At 65.1% G+C, this 20,820-nt stretch carries 17 protein-coding genes; 12 read left to right on the top strand and 5 right to left on the bottom strand.

Annotation, left to right across the window (positions count from 1 at the left end; all coding sequences use genetic code 11):
* Positions 1–32: 32 nt before the first annotated feature.
* Together ACSBQT_RS02150 and secA are read left to right on the top strand one after the other, a co-directional pair.
* Positions 33–1,274 carry a winged helix-turn-helix domain-containing protein gene (locus tag ACSBQT_RS02150; protein WP_410710322.1) on the top strand — a complete coding sequence of 414 codons (1,242 nt, stop codon included), beginning with the start codon at positions 33–35 and terminating at the stop codon, positions 1,272–1,274.
* 54 nt (positions 1,275–1,328) lie between these two features.
* Positions 1,329–4,019 carry a preprotein translocase subunit SecA gene (gene secA, locus ACSBQT_RS02145; protein WP_410710321.1) on the top strand — a complete coding sequence of 897 codons (2,691 nt, stop codon included), beginning with the start codon at positions 1,329–1,331 and terminating at the stop codon, positions 4,017–4,019.
* Positions 4,020–4,037: 18 nt separating this feature from the next.
* On the opposite strand, the gene ACSBQT_RS02140 is transcribed toward secA, so the two are convergent.
* Complete coding sequence (locus tag ACSBQT_RS02140) at positions 4,038–4,508, bottom strand: Rv3235 family protein (RefSeq protein ID WP_435000768.1); 471 nt, start codon at positions 4,506–4,508, stop codon at positions 4,038–4,040.
* The gene (locus ACSBQT_RS02135; RefSeq protein WP_435000767.1) at positions 4,505–5,401 is read right to left on the bottom strand and encodes a hypothetical protein; all 897 of its coding nucleotides are present in this window, start codon (positions 5,399–5,401) and stop codon (positions 4,505–4,507) included. The genes ACSBQT_RS02140 and ACSBQT_RS02135 overlap by 4 nt, the downstream gene beginning before the upstream one ends.
* Positions 5,402–5,550: 149 nt before the next feature.
* On the opposite strand from ACSBQT_RS02135, the gene ACSBQT_RS02130 reads away from it, so the two are divergent.
* Positions 5,551–6,066: a hypothetical protein gene (locus ACSBQT_RS02130; protein WP_410710318.1), complete on the top strand. Its 516-nt coding sequence runs from the start codon at positions 5,551–5,553 to the stop codon at positions 6,064–6,066.
* A gap of 37 nt (positions 6,067–6,103) precedes the next feature.
* Here ACSBQT_RS02130 and ACSBQT_RS02125 read toward each other — a convergent pair whose 3' ends face one another.
* Positions 6,104–6,325 (bottom strand): helix-turn-helix domain-containing protein, encoded by a 222-nt coding sequence (locus ACSBQT_RS02125; protein WP_025780784.1) that lies wholly within the window; start codon positions 6,323–6,325, stop codon positions 6,104–6,106.
* A 159-nt stretch (positions 6,326–6,484) separates the two neighbouring features.
* Between ACSBQT_RS02125 and ACSBQT_RS02120 the strand changes: the two genes are divergently transcribed.
* From ACSBQT_RS02120 to ACSBQT_RS02110, 3 genes are read left to right on the top strand one after another with little or no spacing between them, the layout of a single operon-like run.
* On the top strand, positions 6,485–7,132 hold the full coding sequence (locus ACSBQT_RS02120) for a flagella basal body P-ring formation protein FlgA (protein WP_410710317.1): 648 nt from the start codon (positions 6,485–6,487) through the stop codon (positions 7,130–7,132).
* On the top strand, positions 7,132–8,409 hold the full coding sequence (locus tag ACSBQT_RS02115; RefSeq protein ID WP_435000774.1) for an AAA family ATPase: 1,278 nt from the start codon (positions 7,132–7,134) through the stop codon (positions 8,407–8,409). The genes ACSBQT_RS02120 and ACSBQT_RS02115 overlap by 1 nt, the downstream gene beginning before the upstream one ends.
* A gap of 10 nt (positions 8,410–8,419) precedes the next feature.
* Positions 8,420–8,896 carry a DUF6912 family protein gene (locus ACSBQT_RS02110; RefSeq protein ID WP_410710316.1) on the top strand — a complete coding sequence of 159 codons (477 nt, stop codon included), beginning with the start codon at positions 8,420–8,422 and terminating at the stop codon, positions 8,894–8,896.
* A 20-nt stretch (positions 8,897–8,916) separates the two neighbouring features.
* On the opposite strand, the gene ACSBQT_RS02105 is transcribed toward ACSBQT_RS02110, so the two are convergent.
* Entirely contained in the window at positions 8,917–9,381 is a 465-nt protein-coding gene (locus ACSBQT_RS02105) for a DUF2505 family protein (RefSeq protein ID WP_410710315.1), read from the bottom strand.
* A 141-nt stretch (positions 9,382–9,522) separates the two neighbouring features.
* Here ACSBQT_RS02105 and ACSBQT_RS02100 point away from each other — a divergent pair, with 141 nt between their 5' ends.
* Both ACSBQT_RS02100 and ACSBQT_RS02095 read left to right on the top strand, forming a co-directional pair.
* Entirely contained in the window at positions 9,523–14,403 is a 4,881-nt protein-coding gene (locus ACSBQT_RS02100; RefSeq protein WP_435000766.1) for an NAD-glutamate dehydrogenase, read from the top strand.
* A gap of 236 nt (positions 14,404–14,639) precedes the next feature.
* Positions 14,640–16,157, top strand: coding sequence for a sensor histidine kinase (locus tag ACSBQT_RS02095; RefSeq protein WP_410710313.1), 1,518 nt, complete (start codon positions 14,640–14,642; stop codon positions 16,155–16,157).
* A 238-nt stretch (positions 16,158–16,395) separates the two neighbouring features.
* Here the strand turns inward: ACSBQT_RS02095 and ACSBQT_RS02090 are convergent, their stop codons facing one another.
* Positions 16,396–16,644: a WhiB family transcriptional regulator gene (locus ACSBQT_RS02090; RefSeq protein ID WP_009374875.1), complete on the bottom strand. Its 249-nt coding sequence runs from the start codon at positions 16,642–16,644 to the stop codon at positions 16,396–16,398.
* Between the two features lie 283 nt (positions 16,645–16,927).
* On the opposite strand from ACSBQT_RS02090, the gene ACSBQT_RS02085 reads away from it, so the two are divergent.
* The 4 genes from ACSBQT_RS02085 to ACSBQT_RS02070 all read left to right on the top strand — a co-directional run bounded on the left by ACSBQT_RS02085 (position 16,928) and on the right by ACSBQT_RS02070 (position 20,758).
* Entirely contained in the window at positions 16,928–17,479 is a 552-nt protein-coding gene (locus ACSBQT_RS02085; RefSeq protein WP_410710312.1) for a gamma carbonic anhydrase family protein, read from the top strand.
* 114 nt (positions 17,480–17,593) lie between these two features.
* The gene (locus ACSBQT_RS02080; RefSeq protein WP_410710311.1) at positions 17,594–19,018 is read left to right on the top strand and encodes an NAD(P)H-quinone dehydrogenase; all 1,425 of its coding nucleotides are present in this window, start codon (positions 17,594–17,596) and stop codon (positions 19,016–19,018) included.
* Positions 19,019–19,139: 121 nt separating this feature from the next.
* Positions 19,140–19,481 (top strand): YciI family protein, encoded by a 342-nt coding sequence (locus ACSBQT_RS02075; protein WP_410710310.1) that lies wholly within the window; start codon positions 19,140–19,142, stop codon positions 19,479–19,481.
* Positions 19,481–20,758 carry an RNA polymerase sigma factor gene (locus ACSBQT_RS02070; RefSeq protein ID WP_435000765.1) on the top strand — a complete coding sequence of 426 codons (1,278 nt, stop codon included), beginning with the start codon at positions 19,481–19,483 and terminating at the stop codon, positions 20,756–20,758. The genes ACSBQT_RS02075 and ACSBQT_RS02070 overlap by 1 nt, the downstream gene beginning before the upstream one ends.
* Positions 20,759–20,820: the final 62 nt, after the last annotated feature.

The raw sequence follows: 20,820 nt of genomic DNA, 5'->3' as shown, positions 1-20,820 counted from the left end.
GTCAGGTAGTAATTGGGGTATAGCGTTGGGGTATGCAGAGGATGACACGGGCCGCGGCCCGCAGGACGGCGATCACAGCGACGGGGCTGGACAGACCGCGACCGGCAAAGGTCACCGCTCGACACCTCAAGACTGTCTTCGCCACCATGGGACTGACCCAGATCGACTCGGTCGCCAGAGTCGTCCGTTCCCACTATCTGCCCTTCTATTCCCGCCTGGGGCCCTATCCGCGGGAGACCCTGGACCGTCTCTTCTACTCTTCTCCGCGCATGGGCGTCGAGTACTGGGCACACGCCGCGGCCTTCGTGCCGCCGCAGACATGGAAGCACTTCGCCCGCGCCCACAGCGAATGGTGGCGCAACGACTTCGGACAGCGCCACCCGGAGACCGGCGAGGAGTTCCGAAACCTCCAGACTCGCGTCCTCACCGCCCTGTCCACCCGGCCGATGACGGCACGGGAAGTCGCCGAGGTGGTCGACCACGACCTGCCGGAGATCCACCGCGGGCACTGGGGCTGGAATCCCAGCCAGGTGAAAGTCGCCCTCGAAGCGCTGTTCGCCGGTGGAGTCATCAGTGCCTCCGGACGCAACGATCACTTCGAACGCATCTATGCTCTGGCCCGAGACGTCTCACCCGAGCTGCCGCAGCTGCGGCTGAACTACGGGCCGCCGGATGATCCTCGGCTGGGGCTGGACCCGAATGCGGAGCTGCCTCGCGGAATATCCGGGGTCGAGAACAATGTCTTCGAACTCACCCGTATCGCGGCACGTGCCCTGGGCATCTCCCGGCCCGAGGACATCGCCGACTACTTTCGGCAGCGGCGGGCACCGACCGACGCCGCCATCACCGAACTCATCGCTTCGGGCGAGCTGCGCGAAGTCGACGTCGAAGGTATCCCCGCCCTGAAATGGCATGAGGCTCGGACCCCGCGCACCGTGAATGCTCGAGCGCTGTTGGCACCGTTCGATCCTTTGGTCTTCTACCGGCCGCGCATCGAATGGCTCTTCGACTTCCACTATCGGATCGAGATCTACACCCCGGCCGCCAAGCGTGTGCACGGCTACTACGTCACTCCGTTCCTTCTCGGTGATCGCCTCGTCGGGCGAGTCGACCTGCACAGGGACCGGGCTGCGGGAATCCTGCGTGCTCACCGGGTGACATGGGAGCCGGGGGAGGAGCACACCACCGAGCTGGCCGAAGAGCTCACGACGATGGCTGAGTGGCTGGGACTGACTGCCGTGGACCTCGAAGGTACTCACCTGCCATTAAGCTAGGGGCTATACAGTCGTTCGAGTCGTTGTCCGGCAGACATGCCGATTAGGAGAAAAGTGGCTAATTTCCTCGAGAAGCTTCTGCGCACAGGTGAAGGCAGAACTCTGAAGAAGCTCCGCCGATACACGGATGCCATCAATCAGCTGTCCGATGAGTTCAGCGAGATGACGGACACCGAACTGCGGGAGGAAACCGGCCGGTTCAAGGAGCGCTACAAGGACGGCGAGAGCCTCGATTCCCTCCTTCCCGAAGCCTTCGCCACCGTTCGCGAGGCCTCGAGCCGGACTCTGGGTCTGCGGCACTTCGACGTCCAGCTCATGGGCGGCGCCGCCCTGCACCTGGGCAACATCGCCGAGATGAAGACCGGTGAGGGCAAGACCCTCGTCGCCACGGCCCCGGCTTACCTCAACGCGCTCACCGGCGATCCGGTCCACATCATCACGGTCAACGACTACCTGGCCACCTACCAGTCCGAGCTCATGGGACGCGTCTTCCGCTTCCTCGGTATGGAGACCGGCTGCATCCAGGCGAATATGCCTTCGGATCTGCGCCGCAAGCAGTACGCCGCTGACATCACCTACGGCACGAACAACGAGTTCGGCTTCGACTACCTGCGCGACAATATGGCCTGGTCGGCGGACGAGCTCGTCCAGCGCGGCCATGCCTTCGCCATCGTCGACGAGGTCGACTCGATCCTCATCGACGAGGCCCGTACCCCGCTCATCATCTCCGGTCCTGCCGAAGGCGATGCGAACCGCTGGTACGGCGAATTCGCCAAGGTCGTTAAGCGTCTGAAGACCGACCGCGACTACGAAGTCGATGAGAAGAAGCGCACCGTCGGCGTCCTCGAACCCGGAATCGAACGTGTCGAGGACTACCTGGGCATCGGCAACCTCTACGATGCGGAGAACACTCCGCTCATCAGCTTCCTCAACAACGCCATCCGCGCCAAGGAGCTGTTCAAGAAGGACAAGGACTACGTCGTCCTCGACGGTGAAGTCCTCATCGTCGACGAGCACACGGGCCGTGTGCTCAAGGGCCGCCGCTACAACGAGGGCCTGCACCAGGCCATCGAGGCGAAGGAAGGGGTGAAGGTCCAGGCAGAGAACCAGACCCTGGCGACGATCACCCTGCAGAACTTCTTCCGCCTCTACGAAAAGCTCTCGGGAATGACCGGTACGGCTGAGACCGAAGCCGCGGAATTCATGTCGACCTACAAGCTCGGTGTCGTGCCGATTCCGACGAACAAACCGATGCAGCGCGTCGACCAGTCCGACTTCGTCTACAAGAACGAGATCGCGAAGTTCGACGCCGTCGTCGACGACATCGTCGAACGCCACGAGACCGGACAGCCCGTCCTCGTCGGCACGACGAGCGTCGAGAAGAGCGAATACCTCTCGAAGCATCTGGCCAAACGCGGGGTCAAGCATGAGGTCCTCAACGCGAAGAACCACGCCCGTGAGGCCTCGATCGTGGCGATGGCCGGCCGCAAGAACGCCGTCACGGTGGCCACGAACATGGCCGGACGCGGTACCGACATCATGCTCGGCGGAAACGCCGAGTTCCTCGCCGTCGCGGAAATGGAACGTCGAGGTCTCGACCCCGCCGAGAACGAGGACCAGTACGAGTCCGAATGGCCGGAGGTGCTCAAGGCCGCCGAGGACAAGGTCAAGGAAGAAGCCGAAGAGGTCGTCGAGCTCGGAGGACTCTATGTGCTCGGCACCGAACGCCACGAATCCCGCCGCATCGACAATCAGCTGCGCGGACGCTCCGGCCGCCAGGGAGACCCCGGCGAATCCCGGTTCTACCTGTCCCTGACCGATGACCTCATGCGGCTCTTCGGCTCGGGGGCCGCCGAACGGATTATGGCCACAGCGAACGTGCCCGATGATGTGCCGCTGGAATCGAAGATGGTCTCCCGTGCCATCCTCTCGGCCCAGTCGCAGATCGAGCAGCGCAATGCCGAGCAGCGCAAGAACGTGCTCAAATACGACGATGTGCTCAACCGTCAGCGCACTGTGATCTACGATGAGCGCCGCCGAGTGCTCGACGGCGCCGACCTCGAAGATCAGGTCGCGAACTTCCGGGAAGAGGTCATCGATGCCTATGTCGCCCAGGCGACGACGGGACCGGTCGAGGAGTGGCAGGTCGACGAGCTCTTCGAGGCTCTCGGCAAGATCTACTCACCGTCGATCACTCCCGAGGACCTCGCCGAGGAACTCGGTGGCCTCGGCAATCTGACGAAGAACCGCCTCAACCAGGAGATCCAGTCGGACATCGCACTGTTCTACTCCCAGCGCGAAGAGGAACTCGGAGAGGACGCCACCCGCGAACTCGAACGCCGTGTGGTGCTCTCTGTCATCGACAAGCGCTGGCGTGAGCACCTCTACGAGATGGACTACCTCAAGAACGGCATCGGACTGCGGGCGATGGCCCAGCGCGATCCGCTGGTGGAATACCAACGCGAGGGCTTCGAGATGTTCACCACCATGCAGGACGGGATCAAGGAGGACGTCGTCCGCCTGACCAACACTCTGCAGGTGCAGGTGACCTCATCGGCCGGCTCCGATGGGGACGAACCCGAGGTCGAGGTCGACGCTGAGGAGCTGCGTCACAAGACTCCCAAGATGCAGCTGTCGGCGCCGTCCGAGGGCGGTTCCGCTTCGGTTTCCGAATCCGAGGACGAAGACGAACCGGCTCCGGCCAATCGCGCCGAGCGTCGCGCGAAGAAGAAGGCCAAGAGCTGACATCGAGCCCACAGAGGCTCACATCGTCTGCAGCGCAGTCAGCGTCCACCGGGTGGTGAGCAGTTCCAAGCGGACTGCCACCGCCCGGACGCGATTGGCGGCGGCGACGATGACCGTGACCTCGGCGATCTCGGGACTGATCTGACAGACGTGTGCCGTTCCCGGCCGCACCGTCCGGGCTCCGGCAGCGGTCGCCCTGTGGGGTGCCACCTCGGCGCGCAGCTGACAGCGGTGGTCGATCTTCGCCAGCAGCTCCGGTTGGACCCATCTGGCGATCGTCTCGCTGCGTCTGACGCCGGAGAGGACTTCGAGGCAGGCTACCGCCAACGAGGTGGCCGTGGCCGCGATCCGCGCCCGATCGTCCGCAATGTCCTGGCCCCGGACCTGCCCGCTGACCCGGCGAGTGGGCGATGCCGTGGACGACGGTGCGACCTCTCGCCGAGGCGGTGCCGACGCCTGCGGCCGAGTGAGGGTGAGTGGGGCGGTCATTTCTGGATCTCCAATCTCTGGCCAGCGATGATGAGGCTCGGATCGGGTCCGATGGTGTCCTCGTTGGTGGAATAGACGTGCGCGACGAGCTGGGGGATCTCTTCTGGGGTCTCGGCCAGATCGGCAGCGATCGACCACAGGCTCTCGCCTTGAGCCACAACATGTGTGGCGGTTCCAGGATCCGCAGGCTCGGCGGCATCGTCACTGTCGCCTGGCTCATTCGGCTCCCTGCTGTGGTCGGATTCGCCTGACCCCTCCGTCGGCCCGTCCGACGACCCGTCCGACGGCGGGTCGGTCGGTGGTGCTGAAGGCGCTCCGTCTGCGGGCGGCTCTGTGGGCCAACCGGGATCGGGCGGGCGGACTCGGTCGGGTGGTTCGGATTCCTCACGCGGCTTGGAACCGTCTGGCGGCTGCTCATCCTGAGACCGTCCCGCATCGTCGGAGGAGTCCGCAGAGCGCTGATCATCGTCGATCGTCGGCCAGCCGGGATCGGCAGGGGCGGACGGAGTATGCGCAGATGGTGCAGCGACGGAAGGAGCCTGTGCGGACGATGTGGGGTCAGGGCCGGGACCAGCGAGCGGTGCCGCTTGAGCGGAGTGGACCACGAGGCCGGCAGAGACGATGGCAAGAACACTCGACGCGAGTATCCGGGGCATTGCCTTGACGACCAATCCGGCAAGCGCCGAACGGAAACGGCCGGTGGGAAGGACCTGCAGCAGCAGGGCCAGAAGAGAGATGAGCCCGATCCGTGCGAACAGGAGCGATCCGGTGCCGATGATGACGATGACGACGACGTCGCTGGTCGTCCACGGCTGAGGAAGCCGCTCCCACGCAGCGGCGAACGAACCGAGCACAACCAGCCACGAACTCGCACATGCGATCAAGAGATACATCTAGACATCCTCCATTGGATATTGAACATAATGATGCCGTTAGATGTTATTTGATGTCAATGGATCAGCTCTAACTACATGACTGTAGTTCGGTGCGTCTTCATTTCAAGTCTTGAAAGTGGACTACAGCTGGGGCAGGCTTGGCAATCATGGACGATCGCATCGATGCATTCCTGGCGGATATCGAAGCCGCCGACACGGCGGCGCAGGCGCACGTCAGGAGAGGCGAATTCGGTGACGAGGTGGCCGGTCAGGCCGCCGAAAGGACTCTGCTCGAACGGATGCGCGGGACGCTGGGATCGACGGTGCAGGTGACGATGCCGGATCGGGATATCACGGGGACGGCGTGCTTCCTCGGTCGGGACATCATCGTCCTCGCCGGAGTCGAAGTCTCCGTCATTGCGATCAGGGCTGTCCGCGGATTCAGACTGACCGCGAGAGTGCATCGGTTCGACGCCGGAGGGCTCGAGAAATTGGGTCTGGGATCGGCGCTGCGCCGCTGGTCAGCCGCCTATGAAGAGGTGTCGATCGATGTCGCCGACCGTGCGGGCAGCATTCGGGGGCGATGCGCACTCGTTGCTTCCGACTATGTCGAGATCGCCGGCAGGATCATTCCCTTCGCGGTGATCAACGCCGTCCACGCCCGGACGAATCCCTTCGGATGACTCGTCCATGATGGAGATCAGAGCCGAAGCGAGTGGGTCAGTCCTCGATGGAACCGGTCTTGATCTGGTACTCGGTGCGCTCGTACATGCGCTGGATATACGCTTCGATCTCGGACTTCTCGACCCGCCACTGGCCGCGCCCTCCGACTTTGATGGCGCGGAGATCGCCGGAGCGGACCAGGGCCCGAGCCTGTGCGATCGAGACATTGAGCAGCTCGGCCACATCGGTCAGCGGCAGGAAGCGACTTTCGACGGCCATGAGGTGTCTTCTCCCATTCCAAATGTCCATCTGCCACCAGATGTCCATCTGCTTGTTGGTGCATTTGGCCAAAAACCTTGCTTTGGCATCATTTGATGCCCAATATTATCACTGAGAAGCAGTTTCTGTCAGTGAAACTTCTGCGAATCTGGAGATGCAATGGAGCTCTCGAAAAGAATCCGACGCCCCCGCTGGACCGATGCGCGCCTCCTCGTCGGTGCGATGCTCGTCGTCCTCGCGGTCGTCGGAACCTACCTGCTCGTCACGTCGGCGAACTCGACCACCCGGGTCTGGGCGAGCGCACGCGCACTCGTCCCCGGTGAGATCCTCGAGCCGGCGGACCTCACCGTCGCCGAGGTCAATCTCGCCGATCTCGGCAAGAAGTATCTCTCTGCCGATTCCGAGCTGCCGACGAATACGAGCGTGCGCAGCGTCGTGGCGGCGGGGGAGCTGCTGGCCGCCTCAGCGGTGGCGCCTGTGTCCGAACTCGAGGGGCGGGTCGTGGCCATCGACATCGCCGGCTCGGTCCCGAGCGTCGTCGACTCGGGCAGTCTCGTCGACGTCTGGGCGCAGCCGGAGCAGAACGGCCTCGACGATGACGGTACACCGCCGGAGCAGATCGTCGATTCGGCCCCGGTCGCTCACATCAATCGAGACGTCGGCAGCTTCGGGGCAGGTGACGGCGCCCGCATCGAAGTGTTCGTCGGCTCGGTGGACCTGCCCGGCGTGCTTGCCGCCCTCGACGGACGCAGCGTGCTCTCCGTGGTCGGTGCCCCGTCCGTTCCCGCCGATGAGGGCGAGCAGTGATGACACAGGTCCTGCTGGCGGTCGACTTCGAATACGACCTCATCCTCTTCGAGCTGCTCAGCGAGATCGACGACGTCACGATCGTCGCCCGCCCCGCCGACGAGGTGGAGCTGCTGGCGCACTGCCGCACCGGCGGAGCCGATGTCGTCATCATCGGGCGCTACTTTCCCGGCCTCGATGCGGAGGTGGTTGCCGCGATCACGGCCTCCGGCGCCAAGGTGCTCGGCTTCGGGGACGACGCTCACGCCCTTGAAGCAGTCGGCATCAGCGCCGTCGTCGCAACGGAGGTCGACGCGACGACGATGGCCGCGGCGATCGACGACCTCCGCGCCTCCACCGTGGTCCCGCCGCGCCCGATGACGCCGCCCGGGCCGGTCGGAGGAGCGGGAGTGATCATCACGGTCTGGGGCACCGGTTCGTCGCCCGGACGCACTCTCACTGCCGTCAACCTCGCTGATCAGGCCTCCCGTCAGGGCAAGCGCAGCGTCGTCGTCGACGCTGACACGGTCTCCGGCATGGTCGCGTCGACCCTCGGGCTGACAGAGGAATCCTCGCATCTGGCCAGTCTCTGCCGGTCGCAGTCGGACCCGGTGGGGCGCCTCGGCGCGCATGCGGTGCCGCATGCATCGATCCGTGAGAGCTTCCATGCGGTGACCGGGCTGACTCGGCCCGAGCGGTGGCCGGAGATCCGCGCCTCCGTCCTCGAGGCTGTGCTCAAACGTCTGGCCAAGGTCTACGACGTCGTCATCGTCGACGTCAGCGACCGCATCGATCCGGATGACGACCTCGCCGACCCCTTCTACGACCGCCACTGCGCCACTCGTGCCGCGCTCGAGGCTGCCGATATCGTGCTCGTCCTCGCAGCGGGGGAGCCGATCGGCCTGCAGCGCCTGGTCGAACTCCTCGGCACGCCACGGGCCGAGTCAGTGCGCGAGAAGATGCGGCTGGTGATCACGAAGGTACGCTCGAGCGCGGTCGGCCATCCCGCTGAGGAGCGGATCAGTGAAGTCCTCGACCGATTCGTCCGGGTCACTCCGGACTTCATTCTCAGAGATGACCGGCCCACGGCCGATGCCGCGATGCTCGCCGGCCGGACCCTGCACGAGCAGAATCCCCGGTCCGTCCTCGTCGGAGACCTTGCAGCGATGATCGACGAGCTCCTGCCGGGCCGCCGCCGGTCCCGCAGATCCGTCGGAGGCCGTGACCGTCGCGGCTCCGGTCGCCGCGGACGCCCACAGAAAGTCAGGGTGGGCCAGGGGAGCGGACCACAGGACTAGGATGAGGGGCATGGCCATTCGCTGCTACATTCCCACCACCCTGACCGCGCTGCGTTCGACGCTGACCGACGCCCGCGCCGTCGCCCCCGACGCTCAGGGGCGCAGCCTGCGCGGTGAGGAGTTCGAATCCGCTGAATTCGACGCCATGTGCATCGCCGCGGCCCTGGCCGCGAACGCGGTGTTCGCACCCGCTGAAACCGAGACCGGCACCGAGGCGGCTCCCGAGCGGCGAGTCATCGTGGCCTATGATGCCCCCGAGTCCAGCCCGGCCGAACCGCTCACCGAGGGCTTCGAGCTCTTCACCCTTGCCGAAGTCGACATGGCCCGGATTGCGAGCTTTCATCTTGACGAAGACGCGGTCTGGGAGGAGGCGGTGCAGCTGGCCGAGGACGCGGACTCCAGCGCAGCCGAGGACCACCTTCGCGCTTCCGATCTGCTGTGGTACGACTCTTCCGAATTAGAGCAGCTGCTCGGCGACCGGGGCTGAGCCGACGTCGGCCGTCGGTCTCAGGCGGATTCGAACCGGCGCAGCCGGTCGCTCAGTCGCTTCTCCAGGATCGGGACCACCGCCTGTTCGATCATCGCGCCGAACATCGGGATCGACGAGCTGATCTCGGCATGAGCGGCCAGCTTCATCACTGACTCGGCCTCGCGCAGCTCGAGGACCGCATCGATCTCGACAGGGACGCCTGCGGCACGTGCGGACATGCGGATCTCTGCCTCATCGCCGAGGACATCCCCGGGGATCATGTACACCTCGACCAGCACGGTGTTATCCGGAAGCCGAGAGGCCAGAGCCGCCGGAAGCTCGGCCTTGGGCATCGGGGTCCGCACGGTCATCTCCGTGTCGGGGTCGATGTATTCGGCACTGGCGTCGGAGCCGAGCTTCTCCCATACGTCGGGATCGGCGAGTTTGGCCAGGAATGTCGACAGATCAACCGAATATTCATGATTGAGAGTCAGAGATCGCATAGCTCCAGTTTGCCAGCGAATGAACCCTACTTCACCGTAGGCCGCTCGGCGTGCCTTTCTCGATATTTGGGCATAGTGTGGGGAATGACGATTCGACGTCGAATCGCATGACGAATGCTCGTTGATCATAGAGGTGAAACAGTGACTCAGGTCTCAATTTCGAACGTTGCAGAAGAGTGGAGAAAGCAACGGGGGCAATCGGCTCCCGACAACTTCCTCGATGCGTACTATCCCCGGTTCGAATCAGGGGCCAGCGATCCCGAGGCCTACGCGGCCGCGGCGGCCCGTCACTTCGCGCTCGGCACCGAATACGACGGTGAGCGTCCGGCGATCGCGATCTACAATCCGAGCGTCGACTCGCCGGAATTCAGCGACAACCACACGGTCATCGCCATCGTGCTCGCCGATATGCCCCATCTCGTGTCCTCGATCGTCAGCGACCTCGCCGCCAACGGCAGAGCCATCCGCCGCGTTCACCACCCGATCATCACAGTCACCGGCAACGGCCCGGACGAGAAGATCCTCTCCCCGGCAGAAGCCCCCGCGCTCAGTGCAGACACGGCGAGCATTCCGACGGTCTCCGAAGCTCCTGCCGACAGCGAAGACGGCGCGCCACAGCAGCAGTCCTGGATCCGCCTCGAGATCGACCGCATCTCCGAAAGCGACTTCGACGCACTCGAAGAGCGCCTGCGCGGAGTCCTCGACTATGTGGCCGCTGCAGCGCGCGACGCCCAGGCGATGGCCGCGAAGGCCAAGGACATCGCCGCCGAGCTGAGCGCACATGCGCCGCGCCCGGAGCTGGCTTCTGAAGCCGAATCCGCCGCCGCCCTGCTCACCTGGCTCGACGGACACTTCACCTTCCTCGGCTACCGCGAATACGACTACACCCACGACGCCGAACACAGCAGCCTCGAACCGATCGAGGACACCTCGATGGGCATCTCGGCCCTGCGCCCCCTCGTGAAGTCACCGCTCAGCCGGGCGGTCGCCGACAAGGCGCTGGAACCGCATGTGCTGGTGCTGACGAAGGCGAACTCCCGCTCCCGCGTCATCCGCTCCTCGTTCATGGACTACATCGGCGTGAAGACCTTCGACGCCGACGGTGAGATCGTCGGCGAGCGTCGCTTCGTCGGAGTGTTCAAACCCGAGTTCTACAACGACAGCGTCCTCAACATCCCGGTCATCGACCGGAAGGTCGCGAAGATCCTCTCGGCCAGCGGATTCCCCACCGGATCCCACTCGGCCAACGAACTCCTCGGAGTCCTCGAGAACTATCCCCGCGAGGACCTGCTCCACGAGGACACCGAGGAGATCTATGACGTCGTCATGGAGATCGTCGACATGCAGGAGCGCCGGGAGTCCCGCGTGTTCGTCCGTACCGACCCGTACCAGCGCTTCGTCTCCGTCATCCTCTACCTCCCGCGCGACCTCTACAACACCGACGCCCGAGTGCGCGTGCAGGAAGTGCTGCGCAAGTTCTACAACGCCGACAGCGTCGACTTCGATGTGCTGCTGAGCGAATCGGCGCTGGCCCGCATCCACTTCGTGGCCCGCGTCGCCCGTGACTGCGAACTGCCGCAGATCGGCGCCGACGAGGTCGAGGCCCGCATCGTCGGAGCCGTCCGCTCCTGGTCCGAAGACGTCCACGCGTTCCTCGTCCCTGCCGAGACCGGCGACTCCGGCGCCTCGCATGCCCGGGCCGACCTGTGGTCGAAGGCGTTCCCTCCCAGCTACGGCGAGCATCACACCCCCGCCGAGGCGGTCGCCGACGTCGGTCGGTTCGAAGCCCTCGACGCCGGTCAGGGTCCGGCGGTGCGCCTCTACCGTCCCGAACAGGGCACAGATGCCTCCGTCCGCCTCGTCCTCTACCGTCATGACCGGGTCAGCCTGTCCGAGGTCCTGCCCTTCCTCACGGCTTTCGGTGCCGATGTGGTCGACGAACGTCCCCACGAACTCGACCTCGCCGACGGAACGCATCGGTACATCTACGACTTCGGACTCAGCTTCTCCGAAGAGCTGGCCGATGACGACTACGACCGCATCGCCGAGGCCTTCATGGCCGGCTGGGACGGCAAGAAGGAAGCGGGGGTCTTCGACCGCCTCGTCGTCGCCGGACTCTCCTGGCAGCATGTGACGATCATCCGCGCACTGGGCAAATACCTGCGCCAGGCGGGCTTCACGTATTCCGACGCCTATGTCGGTGAGGTCTACAGCGACAACCCGCAGATCTCGAAGCTGCTCGTCGACTACTTCTCCGCCAAGTTCGATCCCGACGTCGACGACGCCGGACGCGAAGCGACGATGACCGAGATCGACGACGCGATCGAAACCGCCCTCAGCGAAGTGGCCAGCCTCGACGCCGACCGTGTGCTGCGCTCCTCGCTGGAACTGCTGCGGGCGACCCTGCGCACGAACTACTACATCGACGAATCGGGTGCCCTGCCCACGGCCCTGGTGCTCAAGATCCGACCCGACGAGCTCAGCTTCGTGCCGAAGCCGAAGCCGGCTCTCGAGATGTGGGTGTATTCCCCGCAGGTCGAAGGCGTGCACCTGCGCTTCGGCACCGTCGCTCGCGGAGGGCTGCGCTGGTCGGATCGTCGCGATGACTTCCGCACCGAGGTCCTCGGCCTTGTCAAGGCGCAGATGGTCAAGAACGCCCTCATCGTGCCCACCGGCGCCAAGGGCGGATTCTTCCCCAAGCAGCTGCCGCCGATGAGCGATCGGGACGCCTGGATGGCCGCCGGTCAGGTCGCCTACGAGGTGTTCATCGAAAGCATGCTCGAGGTCGCCGACAACCTCACCTATGGCAGCGACGACTCCAGCGTCGTCGTCCACCCCGACCGTGTGGTCCGCCACGATGGAGACGACTACTATCTCGTCGTCGCCGCTGACAAGGGCACGGCACGGTTCTCCGATGTGGCCAACGCGATCGCCGAACGCCGAGGATTCTGGCTCGGCGATGCGTTCGCCTCGGGCGGATCGGTCGGCTACGACCACAAGGCGATGGCCATCACCTCCCGGGGCGCATGGAAATCCGTCGAACGCCACTTCCGCGAACTCGGACTCAACACCGCAGCCGAGGACTTCACCGTCGTGGGCATCGGCGATATGAGCGGCGACGTCTTCGGCAACGGCATGCTGCGCAGCGAGCATATCCGCCTCGTCGCGGCCTTCGACCACCGGGACATCTTCCTCGACCCGAACCCCGACGCCGCTCGCAGCTTCGTCGAACGTCAGCGGCTCTTCGACCTGCCGCGGTCGAGCTGGCAGGACTACGACCGGGACCTCATCTCCGCCGGCGGCGGAGTCTTCTCCCGGTCGGCGAAGTCGATCGACCTCAGCGCAGAAGCCGCCTCGGTGCTCGGAGTCGAACCCGGGAAGCGCAGCCCCGCCGACCTCATGTCGGAGATCCTCAAGGCACCGGTCGACCTCGTCTACAACGGCGGTATCGGCACTTACATCAAGGCCTCGAGCGAGAGCCACGCCGATGTCGGCGACAAGGCCAACGATGCCATCCGCATCGACGGTGCCGATGTGCGGGCGCGAGTGATCGGCGAGGGCGGCAACCTCGGTGTGACACAGCTGGGACGTGTCGAGGCCGCGCTGGGCGGCGTCGAGGTCAACACCGATGCCGTCGACAACTCGGCCGGCGTCGACAGCTCCGACCATGAGGTCAACATCAAGCTGCTCCTGCGCACGCTTCTGCACAAGGGAGCCTTCGCCGCGGAAGAGCGGGAGGCGGTTCTGCACTCGTTCACCGACCAGGTCGCCGACCGGGTGCTGGCGAACAACTACTCGCAGAACGTCGTCCTCGGCGAGGCTCGGGCCCAGACCGAATCGATGTCGGGCACCTACGGGCGGCTGCTGAACTACCTGGAGAAGAACGCCGATCTCGACCGGGCGGTCGAATTCCTGCCCAACGCCGACGAACTGGCCAAACGCGAGTTCAGCTACTACGTGTCGCCCGAACTCGCCGTGCTGCTGGCCTATGTGAAGATGCACGCCGCCGACGAGGTCCTCGCCAGCACCGTGCCGGACGAGACGTGGATGCGTCGCGAACTCGTGTCCTACTTCCCGGACGCTCTGCAGGAGAAGTACGGCGAGCTCATCCCCGAACACCCGCTGCACCGGGAGATCGCGACGGCGAAGCTCGTCAACCGGCTCGTCGACCGCGGCGGACTGACCTACATCTACCGGATGCTCGAAGAGACACCGGCGTCGGTGCCGCAGATCGCACGCGTGTTCGTCGTGGTCTCGGAGATCTTCGGCCTCGATGACTTCTTCGAGGCCGTGTGCGCACTCGACAACCGGGTGACGACCGAGGTGCAGGTGAAACTCCAGCATGACTATGTGCGCCTGCTCGATCGCTCCTCGCGCTGGCTCGTGCAGCAGGCGCCGGACAGCCTCGACGTCGATTCCGGCATCGAGATGTACGGCAAGGTCGTCGAGGCCCTGCGCTCCCGGGTCCCGGACCTCGTCGACGGCTACGATGCCGAGACCATGCAGGCGAAGGCGCAGAGCTACATCGACGAAGGTGTGCCGAGCGAACTCGCATGGCGCTCCGCCGCCCTGCTCGACGAGTTCGTGCTGCTCGACATCACCCAGTTGGCCGCTCGGGCGAACGAATCCGCCGAGGATGTCGCAGAGGTCTACTACGCCGTGAACGAACGCTTCTCCGGCTCGCAGATCCTCACCCTCATCGGTGAGCTCGATCGCAGCGACCGCTGGTCGGCGCTGGCCCGCGGATCCATGCGTGACGACTACTACGCCGCGATCCTGTCGGTGACCGGAACGGTTCTGGCTGCCACGGATTCGCCGATCTCCGGAACTCCGGACGAACGGGCGAAGCAGCGCCTGTCCGAATGGATCGAACGCAATGAGACCGTCGTGGGGCGGGTGCTGGAGACGACGGAGACGATCCTCGGACTCGACTCCGCCACCCAGGCGCCGCTGTCCGTGCTGCTGCGTTCGCTGCGGTCGATGGTCCGTTCTTCCGCCTGGGAGAGCGAACACAACGGCTGAGGCTGATTCCGGTCGCGGTCGACACCATGGTCGGCCGCGACCGGCAGGGCACACCTGATCGGTTCGACGGCCGTGGCCGTCAAGGCGACCACGATCGGCCGGTCAGTCGGGATCGTGCGGGCACAGCCGCCTCGGCGGGTCCGAACCCCGACCGGTTAAGTGATAGCGTCTGAACATCGACATCTCAGCAGATCCGCGGACGACGCGGGTCTGCTGATCTCACCTTGGAGGAACGTATGGTGCTCAACGAACTGCTGGCGGCCGAGGGCATCACGGATGAGTCAGACGTCGAACACATCCATCTGCTCGTCGGGGACTGGCAGCTGTTGGCGGACCTCTCCTTCGCCGATCTCGTGCTGTGGGTGCCGTCGCCCAACGGCGCCTACACGGTCCTGGCACATGCCCGATCGACGACCGGGGCGACACTGTTCAACCGGGACCTGATCGGAGCACGTGCGACCGGTCTGGAGAAGGAGCTGCTCGACCAGGCCAGCAGCACCCGCAGCTATGTCACCCACGTCGCCGCGGCCCGAGAGATGGGAATCAGTGCCGGGTCCTCCGACGTCGACATCCTCGCCGAGGCGGTGCCGATTATCCGCAACGGCGAGGCCATCGCGCTCGTCGTCCGGTATTCGGAGGAGGTCCGACGCAGAGGTTCGTCTCGCCTGGAGAAGTACTACCGGGAAACGGCGATGGCTCTGATGCGGATGATCGTGCAGGGAACGTTCCCCGATCGCGATGCCCCGTCCGGGGCCCGGCACGGCGAACCGCGAGTCGGCGACGGCATCTTCATCCTCGACCGCGATTCGCATGTGCAGTATGCCTCCCCGAACGCCGTATCGCTCATGCACCGGCTCGGCTACGGAGGAGAGATCGAAGGCAGCTATCTCTCCGAGGTGGTCTCGAACCTCAGTGCAGAGCTGCGTCAGGTCGATGAGACCCTCCCGCTGGTGCTCACCGGGCGTGCCCCGTGGCGGACCGAACTCGAAGTCGGGCGCACGAGTGTGTCCCTGCGCGCGATTCCGCTGACGGACGAGGGCGAGCGGGTCGGTGCGATCGTCCTCGCCCGTGACGTCTCCGAGATCCGTCGCCGCAAACGTGAGCTGCTCTCCCGCGACGCGATGATCAAGGAGATGCACCACAGGGTGAAGAACAATCTGCAGACCGTGTCCGCACTGCTGCGGCTGCAGACCCGCCGCATCGACAGCCCCGAGGCCAAGGGTGCGCTGACCGAGGCGATGCGACGGGTCTCGATCATCGCCGTGGTCCACGATGTGCTCAGCCAGGGCGTCGAATCCGAAGTGGACTTCGACGAAGTCGTCGACAAGGGACTGCGTCTGACTCCCGAGCTGACCAGCCCCTTGGTGCATATCGAACTCAAACGGTGCGGAAGCTTCGGCACCATCTCCTCCGCCGATGCCACCTCCCTGGCGCTGGCCATCACGGAGCTGATCACGAACGCGATCGAACACGGATTCCCCACCGAGAACCTGGAGAGCCTGGAACCGGGGGAGACGCTCAACGGCCATGTGTGGGTGACCCCGGAGCGCAACGGCGATCATCTGAGCGTGACGATCGCCGATGACGGCATCGGTTTGGGGGAGACGCAGAACCCGGGCAATGGCCTGGGCACGCAGATCGTGCGCACCCTGGTCTCGGCCGACCTGGCCGGTTCGATCCAATGGCAGGCGCGCGAAGGCGGCGGAACAGTCGCCGTCCTCGACGTTCCGCTGCGCCCGGACTCCTACGACTGAGCGAAGACCGTCGGACCAACCCGGAGCTGCCAGGTTCCGGCGCCCCCTAAAAACCGAGTCGGTCGATATTCGGCCGGGCGCCCGGCCGGACGCCCGTCCGCACACACGACTGAGTCCCTTGTTCCGACGACGATCATTCGCCGTCGGGACAAGGGACTCAGTCTTCGGAGCAGGAGCTCTTGGTGATTCAGTTATGGCTTCGGCAGTCCGGGGGACCGCCTCCGCGGTGGCCGACGCTTCAGCCTGCGCGGCGGGCACGAGCGGCGCGACGCTTGAGAGCGCGACGCTCGTCCTCGCTCAGACCGCCCCAGACTCCGGCATCCTGACCGGATTCGAGGGCCCACTGAAGGCAGGTCTCTGCAACTTCACAACGGCGACAGACAGTCTTTGCTTCCTCAATCTGGAGCAGCGCGGGTCCGGTGTTGCCGATCGGGAAGAAGAGCTCCGGATCCTCATTGAGGCATGCTGCACGGTGTCGCCAATCCATGGTGACCTTTCGACGAATTCAGTGAACGCGGTTGCCTACGCCCGAATTCCGGGCGTGCAACTCTCACAGTCAAGGTTCACATAACGCAATTGGGCGCACAAGGGTCCGGCAGTGTGAAATTTCTGACAAGAATTTTCCCCATTGTCCTGCTATGAGGGCGATCGCGCAAATCGGTCCGCGATTCGTCTTTTCGGGCCTGTCGGAGCGTCTCCGCCTAGACTGTCAGGCACATGCAGACAGCAGGTGAATGCACCCAGACATCTTGTGAACCAATGGAGGATTCATGACCAACGATCTCGCCAGCCCCCGCATCGTCTCCGTCGGCGGCCACACACCGCAGATCGACCCGGAGGCGTTCGTCGCAGCCGGTGCCACTCTCGTCGGAGATGTGCACGTGAAGAAGGGCGCCAGCGTCTTCTACGGCTGTGTTCTGCGCGCCGAAGCCGCCCCGATCACGATCGGTGAGGACTCGAACGTGCAGGACAACACCGTCATGCACACCGACGCCGGCAAACCCGTCGTCATCGGCGCCCGCGTCTCCATCGGCCACCAAGCGCTCGTCCACGGTGCGATCGTCGATGATGATGTGCTCATCGGCATGCACTCCACAGTGCTCAATGACGCCTATATCGGCAGCGAGTCCCTCGTCGCCGCGGGCGCCGTCGTCCTCGAAGGCACGCAGATCCCCGCACGGTCGCTCGTCGCCGGTGTGCCTGCGAAGGTGCGCAGGGAGATGACCGACGATGGAGTGGAGAAGGTCCGGCAGAACGCACAGTCCTATGTGCGTCTGTCGACCCTGCACAAGGACACCGCCGAGGTGGTCGACCCGAGCTGATCGGACCGCAGCCGGACCGATTGCGGACCGGCCCGAACCGGTCCCAAAGGAACCATTCGGTCGGTTCCCAGGGGGCCGTTCGCAAGCATCGTGGCGATTTGAGACAATCTGTATGTGAACACTGAATTTGATTCCACTGCAGATCGCGTCGTCATCATCGGCGGCGGCCCCGGCGGCTACGAAGCCGCGCTCGTCGCGGCTCAGCTCGGTGCCGATGTCATGCTCATCGAGCAGAATCGGTGCGGTGGTTCCGCCGTGCTCACCGACGTCGTGCCATCGAAGTCGCTCATCGCCACCGCGGAGATGATGGACGAGATCGAGCGCTCCGACGGGCTCGGAATCCGGATCGCGAACACCGAGGACACCGAGGCAGTTGCGCGCCGAGTCACCGCCGACCTCGAAGCTGTCAACAAGCGCATCCTCTCCCTCGCCGACGCTCAGGCCAACGACATCTACGAAGGCCTCATCCGAGCCGGTGTCAAGGCCATCCAGGGCACAGCGACCCTGGCCGGTCGCGACCAGGTCCATGTCGTCGAATCCGGCGGCACCGAGTACACCCTCGAGGCCACCACGATCCTGCTCTCGGTCGGCGCCCACCCGCGTGAGCTGCCCAGTGCACAGCCCGATGGCGAGCGGATCCTCACCTGGACTCAGCTCTACGACCTCGACGAACTGCCCGAGCACCTCATCGTCGTCGGCTCCGGTGTCACCGGTGCCGAGTTCGCTTCGGCCTACCGGGCATTGGGCACCGAGGTGACCCTCGTGTCCTCGCGTGAGAAGGTCCTGCCCGGCCAGGACGAGGACGCAGCCGATGTGCTCGAGTTCGTCTTCCGCAACAAGGGCATGAATGTCCTCTCCCGCTCCCGCGCCGCCTCGGTGACCCGCACCGACGACGGAGTCGAAGTGGTGCTCGCCGATGGTCGCCGTGTCGAGGGATCCCACTGCCTCATGGCCGTCGGTTCGATTCCGAACACCGAAGGTCTCGGCCTGGAGAAGGCCGGTGTCCGGGTCAGCGAATCCGGACACATCGTCGTCGACGGTGTTTCGCGGACCTCTCGGGCCGGAATCTACGCGGCCGGTGACTGCACCGGTGTGCTGCCGTTGGCCTCGGTGGCGGCGATGCAGGGGCGGATCGCCATGAACCACGCGCTCGGCGACGCCGTGCAGCCGCTCAAACTGCGCAATGTCGCGTCGAACGTGTTCACCGCACCCGAGATCGCCACCGTCGGCTTCACTCAGCAGAACTACCGCGAGAACCCGACGGACATCGACACCGTGATGCTGCCGTTGGACACGAACCCGCGCGCCAAGATGCTCGGCATCGAGGACGGCTTCGTCAAGATCTTCGCTCGGCGCGGATCCGGCTCCATCCTCGGCGGAGTCGTCGTCGGCCCCCGAGCCAGTGAGCTCATCCTGCCGATCACCATGGCAGTGGAGAACCGGCTGACCGTCGATCAGCTCTCCGCCTCCTTCGTCGTCTACCCTTCGGTGAGCGGTTCGCTGACCGAAGCGGCACGGAAACTCCACCGTCACCTCTGAATAGTCGAATCGACGATCGCAGCAAAGTTTTTCTCCGCAGCTGTCGATCCGGTCGCTCCTCGACCGTCATCATGGTGTCAGGCCGCCCGGCATGACATGAGGAACGACGAAGGAGAACGACATGAAGTACGCACTTCTGCTCATGGGACGCACACAGGATCCTGACTGCGGTGAGGACGGCGGAGCGGATCCAGCCGAATTCATGGCATTCGACAAGGAGATCAGCGAGGCGGGGATCGTCGTCGGCGGCTTCGCCCTCGAGGGACCCGAACTCGGGGTGCGGGTGAGCGGATCCGGAGGCGAATCGCTTGTCACCTCGGGCCCGTTCGCCGAATCGAACGAGTTCGTCGGCGGCAGCTACGTCATCGACGTCGCCGATATCGACGAGGCGATCGCCTGGGCGAAGAAGAGCCCCGGAGCCAAGGCCGGACACATCGAGATCCGTCCGGTGGCCGACTACTGATGGATCCCGACCCCGATGCGGCCGCCCGCGTCCTCAGCGCCATCGGCGAGGAGGACTATGGGCGGCCGCTCGCGGCGCTGGTCACTCGGTTCCGTGACTTCGATCTCGCCGAGGAGGCCCTCCACGACGCCGTGCTGCGCGCGGTCGAGACATGGCCGGGCAGGGGAGTGCCCGAACGCCCACAGGCGTGGCTGATGGCCACGGCGAAGAACCGCGCCATCGACCTCATCCGCTCCGATGACGTGCGCACCCGGCACCTCGCCCGCCTGCGCATCGAGGACGAGCTGCGTCCGGGCGACCACGACGATCACGCGGAGCGCCTCGGCGAGGAGATGGATGCCGCGGATCTGCCCGACGAGCGCCTCGGACTGTTCTTCACCTGCTCCCACCCGACTCTGCGCGAGGACGAACGCATCGTGCTCATCCTGCGCTTCCTCTCGGGGCTGACCACCGCTGAGGTGGCCGCCGGGTTCCTCATCGAGACCGCGACGATGCAGCAGCGGATCGTCCGTGCCAAGCAGCGGATCCTCAAGACCGGGATTCCCTTCGGCCGCCCAGCGCCCGATGAACTCGGCGACCGGCTGCCCGGAGTGCTGCGCGTCCTCTATCTCATCTTCACTCAGGGCATCAACGCCACTGCAGGACCCGCACATACTCGAGTCGATCTGCAGCACGAAGCCATCCGGCTGACCCGACTGCTCGTCGGATACCTGCCCGAGCAGACCGAAGCCCGTGGCCTGCTGGCTCTGCTCCTGCTCACACGGGCACGTGAGACCGCTCGTGTGACGCCGGATGGCAGGCCGGTGCCGCTGGCCGAGCAGGACCGCAGCCTATGGGACTCACGCCTCATCGCCGAAGGGACCGGACTCGTCGATGCGGCCGCCGGCGAATCGGGAGCCGGGGCTTTCACCATCCAGGCGGCGATCGCGGCCCTCCACGCCGACGCCGCGCGATTCGCCGACACGGACTGGAAGCAGATCCTCGTGCTCTATCGGATGCTGTCCGACCTCGAGTCGTCGCCGGTCGTCGCTCTCAATACCGCGATCGTCCTCGGACAGGTCTCGGGTCCCGAGGCGGCCATGAGCGCCCTCGACGAACTGGCCGACGATCCGCAGCTGCTGCGTTACAGGCCCTTCCACATCGCGCGGGCGATCACCCTCGACGAACTCGGTCGCACAGCGGAGGCCGAGGACGCCTATGCCGCGGGTCTGGAATGTCCCGGCAACGATGCGGAATCCGAATACATCACTGCCCGGATCACCGATCTTCGACGGTGATCCGGGCAGGGACTTCTGTGTTCGTGACTCCTGACCGCAGGCCGGAGCGAACGGAGGCAGGA

Source organism: Brevibacterium sp. H602 (genome assembly GCF_051172395.1).
Lineage (GTDB): Bacteria > Actinomycetota > Actinomycetes > Actinomycetales > Brevibacteriaceae > Brevibacterium.
The sequence above is the reverse complement of the archived record's forward strand: the minus strand, read 5'-3'. Positions and strand labels throughout refer to the sequence as shown.

Coding starts and splice junctions, on each gene's coding strand:
- ACSBQT_RS02150 (WP_410710322.1), top strand. CDS start 33: ATGCAGAGGATGACACGGGCCGCGGCCCGCAGGACGGCGATCACAGCG.
- ACSBQT_RS02140 (WP_435000768.1), bottom strand. CDS start 4,508: ATGACCGCCCCACTCACCCTCACTCGGCCGCAGGCGTCGGCACCGCCT.
- ACSBQT_RS02135 (WP_435000767.1), bottom strand. CDS start 5,401: ATGTATCTCTTGATCGCATGTGCGAGTTCGTGGCTGGTTGTGCTCGGT.
- ACSBQT_RS02130 (WP_410710318.1), top strand. CDS start 5,551: ATGGACGATCGCATCGATGCATTCCTGGCGGATATCGAAGCCGCCGAC.
- ACSBQT_RS02125 (WP_025780784.1), bottom strand. CDS start 6,325: ATGGCCGTCGAAAGTCGCTTCCTGCCGCTGACCGATGTGGCCGAGCTG.
- ACSBQT_RS02120 (WP_410710317.1), top strand. CDS start 6,485: ATGGAGCTCTCGAAAAGAATCCGACGCCCCCGCTGGACCGATGCGCGC.
- ACSBQT_RS02115 (WP_435000774.1), top strand. CDS start 7,132: ATGACACAGGTCCTGCTGGCGGTCGACTTCGAATACGACCTCATCCTC.
- ACSBQT_RS02110 (WP_410710316.1), top strand. CDS start 8,420: ATGGCCATTCGCTGCTACATTCCCACCACCCTGACCGCGCTGCGTTCG.
- ACSBQT_RS02105 (WP_410710315.1), bottom strand. CDS start 9,381: ATGCGATCTCTGACTCTCAATCATGAATATTCGGTTGATCTGTCGACA.
- ACSBQT_RS02095 (WP_410710313.1), top strand. CDS start 14,640: ATGGTGCTCAACGAACTGCTGGCGGCCGAGGGCATCACGGATGAGTCA.
- ACSBQT_RS02090 (WP_009374875.1), bottom strand. CDS start 16,644: ATGGATTGGCGACACCGTGCAGCATGCCTCAATGAGGATCCGGAGCTC.
- ACSBQT_RS02085 (WP_410710312.1), top strand. CDS start 16,928: ATGACCAACGATCTCGCCAGCCCCCGCATCGTCTCCGTCGGCGGCCAC.
- ACSBQT_RS02075 (WP_410710310.1), top strand. CDS start 19,140: ATGAAGTACGCACTTCTGCTCATGGGACGCACACAGGATCCTGACTGC.
- ACSBQT_RS02070 (WP_435000765.1), top strand. CDS start 19,481: ATGGATCCCGACCCCGATGCGGCCGCCCGCGTCCTCAGCGCCATCGGC.